The sequence below is a fragment of the Pseudomonas fluorescens genome (genome assembly GCF_902497745.1).
Classification (GTDB): Bacteria; Pseudomonadota; Gammaproteobacteria; order Pseudomonadales; family Pseudomonadaceae; genus Aquipseudomonas; species Aquipseudomonas fluorescens_BM.
In genome coordinates, this window is sequence record NZ_CABVHJ010000018.1 from 110,752 (window position 1) to 128,094 (window position 17,343).

Consider the following 17,343-nt stretch of genomic DNA (forward strand, 5'->3'; position numbering starts at 1 on the left):
TAAATGTTGCGGCGGCGCACAACGGCGTGCAAAACCGGGTTCGGCTTGAGCGCATCGCAAGCCTCGTGACGCGCTACAATGGCCGCTTTTACCGATCACGAGGTGTGCGCTTTGACTGCTCCAGGTTCCCTGAATTCCGCTGCTGGCTCGCTTTATGTGGTGGCGACGCCCATCGGCAACCTGGACGACATCAGCGCCCGGGCCCTGAAGATTCTTCGTGAAGTGGCGTTGATTGCTGCCGAAGACACCCGCCACTCGGCGCGCCTGATGCAGCACTTCGGGATTGGTACGCCGCTGGCCGCGTGTCACGAACACAATGAACGAGATGAAGGTAGCCGCTTTATTACCCGTCTGCTGGCGGGCGATAACGTCGCGCTGATTTCTGATGCGGGGACACCGCTGATTTCCGATCCGGGTTATCACCTGGTCCGTCAGGCCCGTGCGGCAGGGATCAATGTGGTGCCGGTGCCAGGCGCTTGTGCCCTTATCGCCGCGCTGTCGGCGGCCGGTCTGCCGTCTGACCGATTCATCTTCGAAGGTTTTCTGCCGGCCAAATCGGTCGGACGCAAGGCGCGACTGGAAGCGGTTAAAGAAGAGCCGCGCACCCTGATCTTCTATGAAGCACCGCACCGCATTCTTGAATGCCTGCAGGATATGGAAGAAGTGTTCGGCGGTGAGCGTCAGGCATTGCTCGCCCGTGAAATCACCAAAACCTTTGAAACGCTCAAGGGACTACCATTGGCCGAGCTGCGCGCGTTCGTCGAGTCGGACAGCAATCAGCAGCGTGGCGAATGCGTGGTGCTGGTAGCCGGATGGACTGCGCCGGAGTCAGAAGATGCAGTCAGCAGCGAGGCGATGCGCATCCTCGATCTGCTGCTCGAAGAAATGCCGCTCAAGCGAGCTGCTGCGTTGGCAGCGCAGATCACCGGCGAGCGCAAAAACGTGTTGTATCAGGTCGCGCTGGATAAGCAGAAAGGCGTGTAAGCCGTCGCCCATAACGGTCTTGAGGCTTTTAGCGCTTGTTCTTCAGGCGCTCTGCCGTTAACCTTCGCGGCGGAGAGTCGATCGGACAGTCGCTGCCCTCTATGAAAATTAGGGGGGGGAGGAAAGTCCGGGCTCCATAGGGCGAAGTGCCAGGTAATGCCTGGGAGGCGTGAGCCTACGGAAAGTGCCACAGAAAATAACCGCCTAAGCGCTTCGGCGCCGGTAAGGGTGAAAAGGTGCGGTAAGAGCGCACCGCACGTCTGGCAACAGTTCGTGGCTAGGTAAACCCCACTTGGAGCAAGACCAAATAGGGTCCCAAGGCGTGGCCCGCGCTGGGACCGGGTAGGTTGCTAAAGATGTCCAGTGATGGCCATCGTAGACGAATGACTGTTCAAGACAGAACCCGGCTTACAGATCGACTCTCCACCTTTTTCTTTCCCTGCTTGAATCATTGGCGACAGGGCTGTGTAATATCAGCAGGCCTGCTCTGAAAGTTCGGCAGCGGCAAATGCCAGTAATAGCCATTTCCCACCTTGCTTCAATCAACAGCAGAAGCGCTTTTGTAATACCGAAAAAATCTTACTCTTAACAAATTACTTTAACTTTCGAGCGCAGCTGTCGGTGCTGCATCAAGTTATGGGTCGAAACTCTCCGCCAGATTGTCGTTACTCCTCCTTTTAAGCTCCTAAATCTCCGTTCTGTAAGGGTTTTCCTTTAATCCGCGCCTTGACGGTGTGGTGGGCGCATTCCTATAGTGTGCGCAAGTGGCGGAAAGTGGCATGAAGTGGGTTTTTTGAGCTCAAAACGATAAAAATTGGAGAAACGCAGACGTGTTTCGCGGAGCTAACGCTATCAGTCTCGACGCAAAGGGCCGTCTCGCCATGCCGAGCCGGTACCGTGACGAGCTCGATTCGCGCAGTTCCGGCCAATTGATCGTGACCATTGATGCCGTTGATCCGTGTTTGTGTGTCTATCCGCTCGACGAGTGGGAAATTATTGAAACCAAGTTGCGCGCGCTTCCTTCGCTTCGCGAAGAGAACCGTCGCCTGCAACGTTTGCTGATTGGTAATGCCGTCGACCTCGAGCTCGATGGCAGTGGTCGTTTTCTGGTTCCACCGCGTCTGCGCGACTACGCCAAGCTCGATAAGCGCGCAATGCTGGTGGGCCAACTGAACAAGTTCCAATTGTGGGACGAGGATGCATGGAACGCGGTATCTGCCGCTGACCTTGCTGCCATTCAACAACCGGGCGCGATGCCTGATGAACTGCGTGATTTGATCCTGTGACTATTGATAGCGGCTTTAACCACATCACCGTACTGCTTGACGAAGCCGTCGAGGCTCTCGCCGTACGTCCTGATGGCTGCTATCTGGACGGTACGTTCGGGCGCGGCGGACACAGCCGGTTGATCCTCAGCCAGCTCGGCACGGACGGTCGGCTCATCGGATTCGACAAAGATCCACAAGCGATTGCCACCGGGCAAACGCTAGCGGCCGAAGACGGCCGCTTTGTCGTTGTGCAGCGCAGCTTTGCCGAACTCGGTTCGGTGGTCGCCGAGCAAGGTCTGAGCGGCAAGGTCAGCGGCATTCTGCTTGACCTCGGCGTGTCTTCGCCGCAGCTCGACGACGCCGAGCGCGGCTTCAGTTTCCTCAACGACGGCCCGCTGGACATGCGCATGGACCCGTCCCGTGGCATCAGCGCTGCCGAATTCGTCAACACCGCGCCGGCTGAGGAAATCGCCCGGGTGTTCAAGGAATACGGCGAAGAACGTTTCTCCGGTCGTATGGCCCGCGCCGTCGCCGAGCGTCGCGATATCAAACCGTTCGAGCGCACCGCCGATCTGGCTGAAGTGTTGAAAGTCGCCAACCCGGCATGGGAAAAGGGCAAGAACCCGGCCACCCGTGCATTCCAGGGTTTGCGCATTCACGTCAACAACGAACTGGGTGATCTCGAAGCCGGCCTCGAAGCCGCACTGGATGCTCTGGAAATTGGCGGCCGTCTGGTGGTGATCAGCTTCCACTCGCTGGAAGACCGCATCGTCAAACTGTTCATGCGCAAGCTGGTGAAAGGCGAAGCCGACAACCTGCCGCGCAACCTGCCGGTTCGCCATGTCGCGTTCGAACCGAAAATCAAAATCCATGGCAAAGCGCAGACGGCCTCCGACGCCGAACTCAAAGCCAACCCACGTTCCCGCAGCGCCGTCATGCGCGTCGCGGAGAAGCTGCGGTGAGCAAGCTTTTCGCCAAGCCACTGCCCGGCGGCAGCTTTCTGATGCTGCTGCTGTTTGTCGGCGTGCTCATCTCGGCCATCGCCGTGTCATACAGCGCGCACTGGAACCGGCAGTTGCTCAACACCCTTTATAACGAGCTCAGCGTGCGTGATAAGGCGCAGGCCGAGTGGGGGCGTTTGATTCTCGAACAGAGCACCTGGACCGCGCACAGCCGCATCGAAGTGCTGGCCACCGAACAACTGAAAATGCACATCCCTGGCGCGGCTGACGTGAAGATGGTGGCGCCATGATGAAACTCGAAGGCGCACTGTTCCCATGGCGCTTCCGCCTGATGGTGGCACTGCTCGGCGTGATGGTCGCGGCGATCTGCTGGCGCATCATCGACCTGCAAGTGGTTGACCGTGACTTCCTCAAAGGTCAGGGCGACGCGCGTAGTCTGCGTCACATCCCGATTCCGGCTCACCGTGGTCTGATCACCGACCGTAACGGCGAGCCGTTGGCCGTGAGTACCCCGGTGACCACGCTGTGGGCCAACGCCAAGGAAATGCAAACGGCCAAAGAGAAGTGGCCGGCACTCGCCGCCGCGCTGGGTCAGGACCCGAAAGCCCTGACCGAACGCCTCGAAGCCCAGGCCAACAAAGAATTCATTTATCTGGTGCGCGGGTTGACCCCCGAGCAAGGCCAGGCTGTGCTTGATCTGAAAGTGCCGGGCGTCTACGGCATCGAAGAATTCCGCCGGTTCTACCCGGCCGGTGAAGTTACCGCGCACATGGTCGGTTTTACCGACATCGATGACCACGGTCGCGAAGGTGTCGAACTGGCTTATGACGAGTGGCTCGCCGGGGTGCCGGGCAAACGACAGGTCATCAAGGATCGGCGCGGACGGCTGATCAAGGATGTCCAGGTCACCAAAAACGCCAAGGCCGGCAAGCCCTTGGCGTTGTCCATTGATCTGCGTCTGCAATACCTGGCCAACCGCGAGCTGCGCAACGCGATCATCGAGAACGGCGCCAAGGCCGGCAGTCTGGTGATCATGGACGTCAAGACCGGCGAGATTCTGGCCATGGTCAACCAGCCGACCTACAACCCGAACAACCGTCGCAACCTGCAACCGGCGATGATGCGTAACCGCGCGATGATCGACGTGTTCGAGCCGGGTTCGACCATGAAAGCCATCTCGATGGCTGCCGCAATCGAAACCGGCCGCTGGAAACCGAGCGACACCGTTGAGGTGTATCCGGGCTCCCTGCAGATCGGCAAGTACACCATCAAGGACGTCTCCAAGAGCGAAGGTCCGGTGCTCGATCTGACCGGCATCCTGATCAATTCCAGTAACGTCGGCATGAGTAAGGTCGCGTTCGATATCGGCGGTGAAACGATTTTCCGCCTCGCGCAAAAAGTCGGCCTCGGCCAGGACACCGGCCTCGGCTTTCCGGGCGAACGTGTCGGCAACCTGCCGAACTACCGCGACTGGCGCAAGGCTGAAACCGCAACGCTTTCTTACGGTTACGGAATTTCCGTTACCGCGATTCAACTCGTCCACGCGTTCTCGGCGCTGGCCAACAACGGTCGTCTCGCGCCGCTGACCCTGATCAAAACCGACAAGCCGCCGCAGACCACGCAAGTGCTGCCGGAAGCTGTGGCGAAAACCCTGCAAGGCATGCTCACCCAGGTGATCGAAGCACCGCGCGGCGTGTTCCGTGCGCAGGTGCCGGCGTATCACGTGGCGGGCAAGTCGGGTACTGCACGTAAAACGTCGGTGGGTACCAAGGGCTACGCCGAGAACTCGTACCGCTCGCTGTTCGCCGGCTTTGGCCCGATGAGCGATCCCCGTTACGCCATCGTTGTGGTGATCGACGAACCGTCCAAGGCCGGCTACTTCGGTGGTCTGGTATCGGCGCCGGTGTTCAGCCGTGTGATGTCCGGCACCCTGCGCCTGATGAACGTAACGCCGGACAACTTGCCGACGACACAACAGGCCAACGCCACCCCGGTCATACCGCTGAAAGCCAATGGAGGGCGCGGCTGATGTCATTAAGTCTGAACAAGATATTCCCCCACGCCGGCCACGATCTGTTGATCCGTGAACTGGCGCTGGACAGCCGCAACGTACGCGCAGGCGATCTGTTCCTCGCTGTACCCGGCGGCAAATTCGATGGCCGTGCGCACATCGCCGACGCACTGCAGCGCGGTGCTGCGGCTGTAGCTTATGAAGTGGAAGGCGCCACCGTGCTGCCGATCACTGACGTCCCGCTGATTCCGGTCAAAGGCCTGGCAGCGCAGCTGTCGGACATCGCCGGGCGGTTTTACGGCGAGCCGAGTCATCACTTGAATCTTGTGGGTGTCACTGGCACCAATGGCAAGACCAGCGTGACCCAATTGGTTGCGCAGGCGCTCGATCTGCTCGGCCAGCATTGCGGCATCGTCGGTACTCTCGGTTCCGGCTTCTATGGCGCATTGGAAAGTGGTCTGCACACCACGCCGAATCCGATCGCCGTGCAAGCGACGTTGGGCGACCTGAAAAAGGCCGGGGCCAAAGCGGTGGCCATGGAAGTGTCGTCCCACGGTCTGGATCAGGGCCGCGTCACCGCGCTGGCGTTCGACGTCGCTGTGATGACCAACCTGTCCCGCGATCATCTGGATTATCACGGCAGCATGGAGGCATACGCCGAGGCCAAGGCCAAGCTGTTCGCCTGGAATGATCTGAAGTGCCGCGTGGTCAACCTCGACGATGATTTCGGCCGGCAACTGGCCGCTGAAAAACGTGAGTCGCGGCTGATCACCTACAGCCTGCTCGACAGCAGCGCGTACCTGTTCTGCCGCGAAGCGCAGTTTGACGACCATGGCGTGCGCGCCACGCTGGTCACCCCGCAGGGTGAACATCATCTGCGCAGCACGCTGCTCGGCCGTTTCAACCTGAGCAACGTTCTGGCGGCAGTCGGCGCATTGCTTGGCCTGGATTACGCGCTCGACGAAATTCTCAAAGTGCTGCCGAAACTCGAAGGCCCGGCCGGGCGCATGCAGCGTCTCGGTGGCGGTACGCAGCCGTTGGTGGTGGTCGATTACGCCCACACCCCGGATGCGCTGGAAAAGGTTCTGACCGCGCTGCGCCCGCACGTCAAAGGTCAATTGCTGTGCCTGTTCGGCTGCGGCGGTGACCGTGATCGCGGCAAACGTCCGTTGATGGCAGAAGTGGTCGAGCGTCTGGCCGATCAAGTGCTGGTCACCGACGACAACCCGCGTACCGAAGACCCAGCGGTGATTTTCGACGACATCCGCGCCGGTTTTACGGCTGTGGATAAAGTCACCTTCGTCGCCGGCCGTGGCCAGGCGATTGCACAACTGATTGCCGGCGCTTCGGCCGATGACGTGATTGTCCTGGCCGGTAAAGGTCATGAGGACTATCAGGAAATCAACGGCGAGCGCCACGCTTTCTCCGATCTGGTCGAGGCCGATCACGCCCTGACCGCTTGGGAGGTGGCCCATGCTTAAGGCCCTCAAACTCAGCGAACTGACCAACGCCCTCGATGCCCGTTTGATTGCCGCTGATGCCAGTTTCGACGGCGTCAGCATCGACAGCCGTGCGATCCAGCCCGGCCAACTGTTTATTGCGTTGACCGGCCCGCGTTTCGACGGTCATGACTATCTGAACGATGTCGCCGCCAAAGGCGCCGTCGCTGCGCTGGTCGAGCGCGAAGTCGCCGACAGCACGCTGCCGCAACTTCTGGTGAAAGATACCCGGCAGGCGCTCGGCCAATTGGGTGCGCTGAACCGTGCCGCATTCACTCAGCCAGTCGCAGCGATCACTGGTTCCAGCGGCAAGACCACGGTCAAGGAAATGCTTGCAAGCATCCTGCGCACGCGCGGTCCGGTGCTTGCCACTCGTGGCAATCTGAACAATGACCTCGGCGCGCCGCTGACCCTGCTCGAACTGGCCCCGGAGCACACTTCGGCGGTGATCGAACTGGGCGCCTCGCGTCTGGGTGAGATCGCTTATACCGTTGGCCTGACCAAGCCACATGTGGCGATCCTGAATAACGCCGGCACCGCTCACGTCGGTGAGTTTGGCGGCCCGGAAAAAATCGTCGAAGCCAAGGGTGAAATCATCGACGGGCTCGCGGCTGATGGCATCGCCGTGCTCAACCTCGATGACAAAGCCTTCGGTATCTGGAAGACCCGTGCTGGCGCTCGCAAGGTGCTGACTTTCGCCCTGAGCAACACTCAGGCGGACTTCTACGCCAGCGACCTGAGCACCGATGCTCGTGGTTGCCCGGCCTTCAATCTGCACACACCTGAAGGTGTCGAGCGCGTTCAGCTGAATCTGCTCGGCACGCACAACGTCGCCAATTCCATGGCCGCTGCCGCTGCTGCTCACGCCTTGGGCGTGTCGCTGTTCGGCATCGCTACCGGGCTTGGCGCCGTGCAACCGGTCAAGGGTCGCACCGTCGCGCAACTGGCGAAAAACGGCATGCGTGTGATCGATGACACTTACAACGCAAACCCCACCTCAATGTGCGCGGCCGTTGATATACTCGCCGGCTTTTCCGGCCGCACCGTCCTGGTGCTCGGAGATATCGGCGAGTTGGGCGATTGGGCGGAGCAGGGGCACCGCGACGTGGGCGAGTACGCCCGGGGCAAGGTTTCCGCGCTTTATGCCGTTGGGCCAAACATGGTTCACGCCGTAAACGCTTTCGGTGAACAGGCACATCACTTCGGCAGCCAAGCCGAACTGATTCAGGCCCTCGACGCCGAGCAGGACACAAACACCACCATTTTGATCAAGGGTTCGCGCAGTGCAGCGATGGAAAACATCGTTGCGGCTCTGTGCGGGTCCAGTCTGGAGAAACATTAATGCTGCTGCTGCTAGCGGAGTATCTGCAACAGTTCTACAAAGGCTTCGCGGTCTTTCAGTACCTGACCCTGCGCGGGATCCTCGGTGTGCTGACCGCGCTGGTTTTGTCGCTGTGCTATGGCCCGTGGATGATCCGCACCCTGCAGAACCGTCAGATCGGTCAATCCGTGCGTAACGACGGTCCGCAATCGCACCTGTCGAAATCCGGTACGCCGACCATGGGCGGCGCACTGATTCTGTCTTCGATCGGCGTCAGCACCTTGCTCTGGGCTGACCTGAGCAACCGTTACGTCTGGACTGTTCTGTTGGTGACCTTGCTGTTCGGCGCCATCGGTTGGGTCGACGATTACCGCAAAGTCATCGAGAAGAATTCCCGTGGCTTGCCGAGCCGCTGGAAGTATTTCTGGCAGTCGGTGTTCGGCCTCGGCGCAGCGATCTTCCTTTATATGACCGCGTCCACCCCGGTGGAAACCACGCTGATTCTGCCCATGCTCAAGGATTACAGCATTCCGCTGGGCCTTGGTTTCATCGTGCTGACGTACTTCGTGATCGTCGGTTCGAGCAACGCGGTCAACCTGACTGACGGCCTCGACGGCTTGGCGATCATGCCCACCGTGATGGTCGGCGGCGGTCTCGGCATCTTCTGCTACCTGTCGGGTAACGTGAAATTCGCTGAATACCTGCTTATCCCGTATGTGCCGGGCGCGGGCGAGCTGATCGTGTTCTGCGGCGCGCTGATCGGTGCGGGTCTGGGCTTCCTGTGGTTCAACACCTATCCGGCGCAAGTGTTCATGGGCGACGTGGGTGCCCTGGCACTTGGCGCGGCACTGGGCACCATCGCAGTGATCGTTCGTCAGGAAATCGTCCTGTTCATCATGGGCGGCGTGTTCGTGATGGAAACCCTGTCAGTCGTCATTCAGGTTGCGTCCTTTAAGCTGACCGGTCGCCGTGTGTTCCGCATGGCACCGATACACCACCATTTTGAACTCAAGGGCTGGCCCGAGCCGCGCGTGATCGTCCGTTTCTGGATCATCACCGTGATTCTCGTGCTGATCGGCCTTGCCACCCTGAAGCTGAGGTAGAACGAGTGTCTCTGATCGCTTCTGACCACTTCCGCATCGTTGTCGGCCTCGGCAAGAGCGGCATGTCCCTGGTTCGCTTTCTGGCGAACCGGGGCACGTCGTTTGCTGTGGCGGACACGCGGGAAAATCCACCGGAACTGGCCACGCTCAAGCGTGACTATCCGCACGTGGAAGTGCGTTGTGGCGAGCTGGACGTCGAATTCCTCTGCCGTGCCGACGAGCTCTACGTGAGCCCCGGCCTGGCGCTGGCGACCCCGGCCCTGCAAGCCGCTGCGGCCCGTGGCGTGAAACTGTCCGGCGACATCGAGCTGTTCGCGCGTAACGCACGGGCGCCGATCGTGGCCATCAGCGGTTCCAACGCGAAGAGCACCGTCACCACCCTGGTTGGCGAGATGGCGGCTGCGGCCGGCAAACGCGTCGCCGTCGGCGGCAACCTCGGCACCCCGGCGCTGGATCTGCTCAGCGACGACGTCGAGCTGTACGTGATGGAACTGTCGAGTTTCCAACTGGAAACCACCGACCAGCTCAAGGCTGAAGTGGCCACCGTGCTGAACATCAGCGAAGACCACATGGATCGCTACAGCGGTCTGCCGGCGTACCACCTGGCCAAGCACCGGATCTTCCGTGGTGCCAAGCAGTTCGTGGTCAACCGTCAGGATGCGCTGACCCGTCCGTTGATGGGCGAGGGCCAGCCGTGCTGGACCTTCGGTCTGAGCAAACCGGATTTCAAAGCCTTCGGCATCCGCGAAGAAGACGGCGAGAAGTATCTGGCCTTCGAATTCCAAAACCTGATGCCGGTGCGTGAGCTGAAGATTCGCGGCGCACACAACCAGTCCAACGCCCTCGCGGCGCTGGCGCTGGGTCATGCGGTGGGCTTGCCGTTCGACGCCATGCTCTCGGCGTTGCGCACCTTCGCCGGTCTCGAACATCGCTGCCAGTGGGTACGTGATCTCGACGGCGTGGCTTACTACAACGATTCCAAGGCGACCAACGTTGGCGCCGCACTGGCCGCCATCGAAGGCCTCGGCGCGGACATCGACGGCAAGGTCATCCTGATCGCCGGTGGCGATGGCAAGGGTGCCGAGTTCAACGACCTGCGTGATCCGGTGGCGGCCAACTGCCGCGCCGTGATCCTGATGGGCCGCGACTCCGACAAAATCGGCGCAGCCATCGGCGACGCCGTGCCGTTGATTAGCGCGACCTCACTGGTCGACGCTGTTGCGCAATGCCGCGCCGCCGCCCAACCGGGTGACGTCGTGCTGCTGTCGCCGGCCTGTGCCAGTTTCGACATGTTCAAGAATTACGAAGACCGTGGTCACCAGTTCGTCCGCGCTGTGGAGGAACTGGCATGAGTCTGTTCAATATCATCAAGCCGTATCCGTCGCCGATCATTACCGGGCGCGGCATCGATCTCGATTTCCCTATGCTCGCCGGTTGCCTGGCGCTGCTCGGTCTCGGTTTGATCATGATCGCCTCGGCGTCCACTGAAGTGGCCGCCGCGCAGTCGGGCAGTCCGCTGTACTACATGATTCGCCACCTTATTTATGTGGTGCTCGGATTGGGCGCGTGCATCGTCACCATGATGATTCCGATCGCTACCTGGCAACGCCTTGGCTGGCTGATGCTGATCGGTGCGTTCGGCTTGCTGGTAATGGTGATCATCCCGGGCATCGGGCGCGAAGTGAACGGTTCGATGCGCTGGATCGGTTTCAGCTTCTTCAACGTGCAGCCGTCCGAGATCGCCAAAGTATTCGTGGTGATCTACCTCGCCGGTTATCTGGTGCGGCGTCAGAAGGAAGTGCGCGAAAGCTGGATGGGCTTCTTCAAGCCGTTCATCGTACTGCTGCCGATGGCCGGCCTGTTGCTGATGGAACCGGACTTCGGTGCCACCGTCGTGATGATGGGTGCTGCGGCGGCGATGCTGTTCCTCGGTGGGGTCGGACTGTTCCGCTTCTCGCTGATGGTGGTGTTGGCGGTCGGTGCCGTGGTCTTGCTGATTCAAATGCAGCCGTACCGAATGGCGCGTCTGACCAACTTCGCTGACCCGTGGGCTGACCAGTTCGGTGCCGGTTATCAATTGTCGCAGGCGTTGATCGCGTTCGGTCGCGGTGAATGGCTCGGCGTCGGTCTGGGCAACAGCGTGCAGAAGCAGTTCTACCTGCCGGAAGCGCACACCGACTTCGTGTTCTCGGTACTGGCCGAAGAACTCGGCGCGGTCGGTTCGCTGTGCACCGTCGCGCTGTTCGTGTTCGTGTGTATTCGCGGCATGTACATCGGCTTGTGGGCGGAGAAAGCCAAACAGTTTTTCGCCGCTTATGTGGCTTACGGTTTGTCGTTCCTGTGGATTGGTCAGTTCCTGATCAACATCGGGGTGAACGTCGGCTTGTTGCCAACCAAAGGTCTGACCTTGCCGTTCCTCAGTTATGGCGGCAGCTCGTTGGTGATCTGCTGTGCCTGCCTCGGTTTGTTATTGAGGATCGAGTGGGAGAGTCGAACCCACCTGGGCAGTGAAGAGATGGAATTCCATGAGAGCGACTTCGCCGAGGAGCCGAATCATGGGCGCTAACGTATTGATCATGGCCGGCGGAACCGGCGGCCACGTGTTCCCGGCGCTGGCCTGTGCCCGCGAGTTTCAGGCGCGCGGCTACACCGTGCACTGGCTCGGCACGCCACGCGGGATCGAGAACGAACTGGTGCCAGCCGCAGGTCTTGAACTGCACCGCATCAACGCCACCGGCCTGCGCGGCAAGGGCAAGCTGTCGCTGCTCAAGGCACCGTTCATGCTGCTCAAATCAGTGTGGCAGGCGCGCGCGATCATTCGTCGCTTGAAGCCAGTGTGCGTGGTCGGCTTCGGTGGTTATGTGACTGGCCCCGGTGGCCTCGCCGCGAAACTGGCCGGCGTGCCGGTGATCGTTCATGAGCAGAACGCCGTGGCCGGCACCGCCAATCGGTTGCTGGTGCCGTTCGCCGCCCGGGTGTGTGAAGCGTTCCCTGACACCTTTACTCTGTCGGACACCCGCCGTACCACCGGAAACCCGGTGCGCAGCGAGCTGTTCCTCGACACATCGCGACCTGCTCTGGCCGGTCGCAAAGCGCGTTTGCTGATCCTTGGCGGAAGCCTTGGCGCAGAACCGTTGAACAAGTTGCTGCCTGAAGCCCTGGCCCAAGTCGCTGCCGATTTGCGCCCGGAAGTGTTTCATCAGGCCGGCAAAAACCACGATGAAGTGACTGCAGAGCGCTACCGCGCCGCCGGCGTCGATGCGCAGGTGCAGCCGTTCATCAAAGACATGGCCCAGGCCTATGGTTGGGCTGACCTGGTGGTGTGCCGCGCAGGCGCGTTGACCATCAGTGAGCTGGCTGCCGCCGGTCTGCCCTCGATGCTGGTGCCTTTGCCCCACGCGATCGACGATCACCAGACCCGCAACGCCGATTATTTGGCCCGTGAAGGCGCTGCCTTCCTGATGCCGCAAAGAACGACTGGTGCCGCGGACCTTGCCGCGCGCCTGACAGAGGTCTTGATGCAACCGCAACGACTCGAAGATATGGCCCAAGCGGCCCGCCGTCTGGCGAAACCCGATGCCACCCGTAGCGTGGTCGATACCTGTCTGGAGGTGGCCCATGGTTGAGAATCAGAAAGCCATGCCGCAACCGGAAATGCGCCGCATCCGTCGCATCCACTTCGTCGGCATCGGCGGCGTGGGCATGTGCGGTATTGCCGAAGTGTTGTTGAACCTGGGCTATGAAGTGTCCGGTTCCGACCTGAAAGCTTCGCCGGTCACCGAGCGCCTGGAATCGTTCGGCGCACACATCTATATCGGCCACCGTGCCGAGAACGCCGCGACTGCCGACGTGCTGGTGGTGTCGAGCGCGGTAAATACCTCGAACCCGGAAGTGGCGAACGCGCTTGAGCGCCGCATTCCGGTTGTACCGCGTGCCGAGATGCTTGCCGAGCTGATGCGCTATCGCCACGGCATCGCCGTCGCCGGCACGCACGGTAAAACCACCACCACCAGCCTGATCGCTTCGGTGTTCGCCGCCGGTGGTCTGGACCCGACGTTCGTTATCGGTGGTCGTCTGAATGCAGCGGGCACCAATGCCCAGCTCGGCACCAGCCGTTACCTGATCGCCGAAGCCGATGAAAGCGATGCGAGTTTCCTGCATCTGCAACCGCTGGTGGCCGTGGTCACCAACATCGACGCCGACCACATGGCGACCTACGACGGTGACTTCAACAAGCTGAAGAAAACCTTCGTCGAGTTCCTGCACAACCTGCCGTTCTACGGTTTGGCCGTGATGTGCCTGGACGATCCGGTGGTGCGCGAAATCCTCCCGCTGGTGAAACGTCCGACCGTGACCTACGGCTTCAGCGAAGACGCTGACGTGCGCGCGATCAATGTTCGTCAGCAAGGCATGCAGACCTTCTTCACTGTACTGCGTCCTGACCGCGAGCCGCTGGATGTTTCCGTGAACATGCCGGGCAACCATAACGTCCTCAACTCGCTGGCGACCATCTGCATCGCCACCGACGAAGGCGTCAGCGATGAAGCCATCGTTCAGGGCCTGTCGGGTTTCCAGGGCGTTGGTCGACGCTTCCAGGTCTACGGCGAACTGCCGGTGGACGGCGGCGCCGTGATGCTGGTCGACGACTACGGTCACCACCCGACCGAAGTCGCGGCCGTGATCAAAGCCGTGCGCGGTGGCTGGCCGGAGCGCCGTCTGGTGATGGTTTACCAGCCGCACCGTTACAGCCGCACCCGCGACCTGTACGACGACTTCGTCAATGTCCTGGCCGATGCCAACGTGTTGCTGCTGATGGAAGTCTATCCGGCCGGCGAAGAGCCGATCCCCGGTGCCGACAGCCGCAAGTTGTGCAACAGCATCCGCCAGCGCGGTCAGCTCGACCCGATCTACATCGAGCGTGGCGTCGATCTGGCGCCGCTGGTCAAGCCGCTGCTGCGTGCCGGCGACATCCTGCTGTGTCAGGGCGCGGGTGATATCGGCGGTCTCGCGCCGAAGCTGTTGAAAAGTGAATTGTTCGCTGGCGCCGTGGCGGCGCCGGTCGAGGGGAAGTTGAAATGACTGCTGCCTACGCCAAGCTGTTCTCCACTATTGCGCCGAAAGACTTCGGCCGCGTCGCCGTGCTCTTCGGTGGCCTGAGTGCCGAGCGTGAGGTTTCGCTGAAATCCGGTAACGCCGTACTTGAAGCGCTGCAAAGTGCTGGCGTGGACGCATTCGGTATCGACGTTGGCGACGACATTCTGCAACGTCTGCTCAGCGAAAAGATCGACCGCGCCTTCATCATTCTTCACGGCCGCGGCGGTGAAGACGGCTCCATGCAGGGTCTGCTCGAAGTGGCGGGCATTCCGTACACCGGCAGTGGCATTCTGGCCTCGGCACTGGCCATGGACAAACTGCGCACCAAGCAGGTCTGGCACAGCCTCGGGATTCCGACGCCGCGTCACGCCGTGCTGTGCAGCGAAGCCGATTGTATTTCGGCAGCGACGGAACTGGGCTTCCCTTTGATCGTCAAACCGGCGCATGAAGGTTCAAGTATCGGGATGGCCAAAGTGAGTTCTGCGTCCGAGTTGATCGACGCATGGAAAGCGGCCAGTACCTACGATTCGCAAGTCTTGGTTGAGCAATGGATTCAAGGTCCGGAGTTCACCATCGCCACCCTGCGTGACCAGGTGTTGCCTCCTATCGCCCTGGGTACACCGCACACGTTCTACGACTACGACGCCAAATACATCGCCAACGATACCCAGTACCGCATTCCGTGCGGGCTGGATGCCGCCAAGGAACAAGAACTCATGGATCTCACGGCCAAGGCCTGTGAGGCGCTGGGTATTGCCGGTTGGGGCAGGGCGGACGTAATGCAGGACGCCGACGGGCAGTTCTGGTTCCTGGAAGTGAACACCGCTCCGGGCATGACCGATCACAGTCTGGTGCCGATGGCCGCGCGTGCGGCCGGTCTGGATTTCCAGCAACTGGTTCTGGCCATTCTGGCCGCCAGTGTTGAAGACGCTCGAGGTTAAGACGATGCAAGGCGCTCAGCTCCGACATCAGCCTCCCGCACCCGGCCGCAAGCCGGTGCCGCGGGGTGCCAGCCGAATGGTGGCGAAAGAGCCGATGTCCGCGCGCCTGCCGAAAGCCAATTTCAGCTTTCTGAAAAGTCTGTTCTGGCCGGTGCTGCTGGTCGCGCTGGGCTTTGGTACTTACGAAGGTGCAACGCGTTTGCTGCCGTACGCCGACCGGCCGATTACCAAGATCGCCGTGCAGGGCGACCTTAGCTACATCAGCCAGCAAGCGGTGCAGCAGCGAATCGCCCCGTTTGTGGCGTCGAGCTTCTTTACCATCGACCTGGCCGGTATGCGCACCGAGCTTGAGCAGATGCCGTGGATTGCCCATGCCGAAGTCCGTCGCGTTTGGCCGGACCAGGTGGTGATCCGCCTCGAAGAGCAACTGCCGGTGGCCCGTTGGGGCGACGAGTCGTTGCTCAACAACCAGGGCCAGGCGTTTACGCCCAAGGAACTGGCGAACTACGAACACCTGCCGCAGCTGTTCGGCCCACAACGGGCTCAGCAGCAAGTCATGCAGCAGTATCAGGTGCTGAGCCAGATGCTGCGGCCGTTGGGCTTCTCGATTGCGCGCCTGGAATTGCGTGAACGCGGGAGCTGGTTCCTGACCACCGGTGCCGGCAGTTCTGGCCCCGGCATCGAGTTGCTGCTGGGACGCGGCAACCTGGTGGAAAAGATGCGCCGTTTTATCGCCATCTATGACAAGACGCTTAAAGACCAGATTACGAACATTGCGCGCATCGATCTGCGCTACGCCAACGGCCTCGCTGTTGGCTGGCGGGAACCTGTAGCGCCGACGACAGCCCAACCCGCTGTCGCGAAGAATTAAGAAGAGGCAGGACCCATGGCAAACGTGCAAAGCGGCAAAATGATCGTCGGTCTCGATATCGGCACCTCCAAAGTGGTGGCGCTGGTCGGCGAGGTCTCCGACGACGGCTCGCTGGAAATCGTCGGGATCGGTACCCATCCGTCCCGTGGCCTGAAGAAGGGCGTGGTGGTCAACATCGAGTCCACCGTGCAATCGATCCAGCGCGCGATCGAAGAAGCCCAACTGATGGCGGGCTGCCGCATTCACTCGGCGTTCGTCGGCGTGGCGGGCAATCACATCCGCAGCCTGAACTCCCACGGCATCGTCGCGATCCGCGATCGTGAAGTCAGCTCGGCCGACCTTGAGCGCGTCCTCGACGCCGCTCAGGCCGTGGCGATCCCGGCTGACCAGCGCGTGCTGCACACCCTGCCGCAGGATTACGTGATCGATAACCAGGAAGGCGTTCGTGAGCCACTGGGCATGTCCGGCGTACGCCTGGAAGCCAAGGTTCACGTGGTCACCTGCGCCGTCAACGCCGCTCAGAACATTGAAAAATGCGTGCGTCGCTGCGGTCTGGAAATCGACGACATCATTCTCGAGCAACTGGCCTCGGCCTACTCGGTACTGACCGACGACGAGAAAGAACTGGGCGTGTGCCTGGTCGACATCGGCGGCGGCACCACCGACATCGCGATCTTCACCGAAGGCGCGATCCGTCACACTGCGGTGATCCCGATTGCCGGTGATCAGGTGACCAACGACATCGCCATGGCGTTGCGCACCCCGACCCAGTACGCCGAAGAAATCAAGATCCGTTACGCCTGCGCTCTGGCGAAACTGGCCGGTGCCGGTGAAACCATCAAGGTGCCAAGCGTTGGCGACCGTCCACCGCGCGAACTGTCGCGTCAGGCCTTGGCCGAAGTGGTCGAGCCGCGTTACGACGAACTGTTCACCCTGATCCAGGCCGAGCTGCGTCGCAGCGGCTACGAAGATCTGATCCCGGCCGGCATCGTCCTCACCGGCGGTACCTCGAAGATGGAAGGCGCCACTGAACTGGCCGAAGAAATCTTCCACATGCCGGTCCGCCTCGGCGTGCCGCATGGCGTCAAGGGCCTGGATGACGTGGTGCGCAACCCGATTTATTCCACTGGCGTTGGTTTGTTGATGTACGGCCTGCAAAAGCAGTCCGACGGGGTTTCGTTCTCCGGCATCGGCAGCCGCGACAGCTACAGCAACGAAGAGCCACAGGCGCCGTTGCTGGACCGATTGAAGAAGTGGGTTCAAGGCAACTTCTAAAGCTTTACCGCAAC

15 protein-coding genes and 1 other RNA gene are annotated in these 17,343 nt (G+C 61.0%); all 16 read left to right on the forward strand.

Annotated elements, in window-relative coordinates; all coding sequences use genetic code 11:
* Positions 1-78 precede the first annotated feature (78 nt).
* The 16 genes from rsmI (at position 79) to ftsA (ending at position 17,329) form a co-directional block, all read left to right on the forward strand.
* Positions 79-984 (forward strand): 16S rRNA (cytidine(1402)-2'-O)-methyltransferase, encoded by a 906-nt coding sequence (gene rsmI / locus F8N44_RS24110; RefSeq protein ID WP_095123192.1) that lies wholly within the window; start codon positions 79-81, stop codon positions 982-984.
* 73 nt (positions 985-1,057) lie between these two features.
* Positions 1,058-1,411: RNase P RNA component class A (gene rnpB / locus F8N44_RS24115), an RNA gene on the forward strand.
* Between the two features lie 403 nt (positions 1,412-1,814).
* Entirely contained in the window at positions 1,815-2,270 is a 456-nt protein-coding gene (mraZ, locus tag F8N44_RS24120; protein ID WP_122590036.1) for a division/cell wall cluster transcriptional repressor MraZ, read from the forward strand.
* Positions 2,267-3,214, forward strand: coding sequence for a 16S rRNA (cytosine(1402)-N(4))-methyltransferase RsmH (gene rsmH, locus F8N44_RS24125; protein WP_166675004.1), 948 nt, complete (start codon positions 2,267-2,269; stop codon positions 3,212-3,214). Before mraZ ends, rsmH begins: the two co-directional genes overlap by 4 nt.
* Positions 3,211-3,504 (forward strand): cell division protein FtsL, encoded by a 294-nt coding sequence (ftsL, locus tag F8N44_RS24130; RefSeq protein WP_150652050.1) that lies wholly within the window; start codon positions 3,211-3,213, stop codon positions 3,502-3,504. Before rsmH ends, ftsL begins: the two co-directional genes overlap by 4 nt.
* Positions 3,504-5,243, forward strand: a complete 1,740-nt coding sequence (locus F8N44_RS24135) for a peptidoglycan D,D-transpeptidase FtsI family protein (protein ID WP_175559568.1) — start codon at positions 3,504-3,506, stop codon at positions 5,241-5,243. The genes ftsL and F8N44_RS24135 overlap by 1 nt, the downstream gene beginning before the upstream one ends.
* Positions 5,243-6,706, forward strand: coding sequence for a UDP-N-acetylmuramoyl-L-alanyl-D-glutamate--2,6-diaminopimelate ligase (locus F8N44_RS24140; RefSeq protein ID WP_150652051.1), 1,464 nt, complete (start codon positions 5,243-5,245; stop codon positions 6,704-6,706). Before F8N44_RS24135 ends, F8N44_RS24140 begins: the two co-directional genes overlap by 1 nt.
* Positions 6,699-8,066: a UDP-N-acetylmuramoyl-tripeptide--D-alanyl-D-alanine ligase gene (locus F8N44_RS24145; RefSeq protein ID WP_150652052.1), complete on the forward strand. Its 1,368-nt coding sequence runs from the start codon at positions 6,699-6,701 to the stop codon at positions 8,064-8,066. The genes F8N44_RS24140 and F8N44_RS24145 overlap by 8 nt, the downstream gene beginning before the upstream one ends.
* Positions 8,066-9,148 carry a phospho-N-acetylmuramoyl-pentapeptide-transferase gene (gene mraY, locus F8N44_RS24150; RefSeq protein WP_007917000.1) on the forward strand — a complete coding sequence of 361 codons (1,083 nt, stop codon included), beginning with the start codon at positions 8,066-8,068 and terminating at the stop codon, positions 9,146-9,148. Before F8N44_RS24145 ends, mraY begins: the two co-directional genes overlap by 1 nt.
* A gap of 5 nt (positions 9,149-9,153) precedes the next feature.
* The gene (gene murD / locus F8N44_RS24155) at positions 9,154-10,500 is read left to right on the forward strand and encodes a UDP-N-acetylmuramoyl-L-alanine--D-glutamate ligase (protein WP_150652053.1); all 1,347 of its coding nucleotides are present in this window, start codon (positions 9,154-9,156) and stop codon (positions 10,498-10,500) included.
* On the forward strand, positions 10,497-11,714 hold the full coding sequence (ftsW, locus tag F8N44_RS24160) for a putative lipid II flippase FtsW (RefSeq protein ID WP_016987575.1): 1,218 nt from the start codon (positions 10,497-10,499) through the stop codon (positions 11,712-11,714). Before murD ends, ftsW begins: the two co-directional genes overlap by 4 nt.
* The gene (gene murG, locus F8N44_RS24165) at positions 11,704-12,774 is read left to right on the forward strand and encodes an undecaprenyldiphospho-muramoylpentapeptide beta-N-acetylglucosaminyltransferase (RefSeq protein WP_064392864.1); all 1,071 of its coding nucleotides are present in this window, start codon (positions 11,704-11,706) and stop codon (positions 12,772-12,774) included. The genes ftsW and murG overlap by 11 nt, the downstream gene beginning before the upstream one ends.
* Positions 12,767-14,227: a UDP-N-acetylmuramate--L-alanine ligase gene (gene murC, locus F8N44_RS24170; RefSeq protein WP_150652054.1), complete on the forward strand. Its 1,461-nt coding sequence runs from the start codon at positions 12,767-12,769 to the stop codon at positions 14,225-14,227. Before murG ends, murC begins: the two co-directional genes overlap by 8 nt.
* Positions 14,224-15,183: a D-alanine--D-alanine ligase gene (locus tag F8N44_RS24175; protein ID WP_150652055.1), complete on the forward strand. Its 960-nt coding sequence runs from the start codon at positions 14,224-14,226 to the stop codon at positions 15,181-15,183. The genes murC and F8N44_RS24175 overlap by 4 nt, the downstream gene beginning before the upstream one ends.
* 4 nt (positions 15,184-15,187) lie before the next feature.
* A complete protein-coding gene (locus F8N44_RS24180) occupies positions 15,188-16,054 on the forward strand; it encodes a cell division protein FtsQ/DivIB (protein ID WP_150652056.1) in 867 nt (288 codons plus the stop codon).
* 15 nt (positions 16,055-16,069) lie between these two features.
* Positions 16,070-17,329, forward strand: a complete 1,260-nt coding sequence (gene ftsA, locus F8N44_RS24185) for a cell division protein FtsA (protein WP_007916987.1) — start codon at positions 16,070-16,072, stop codon at positions 17,327-17,329.
* Positions 17,330-17,343 lie beyond the last annotated feature (14 nt).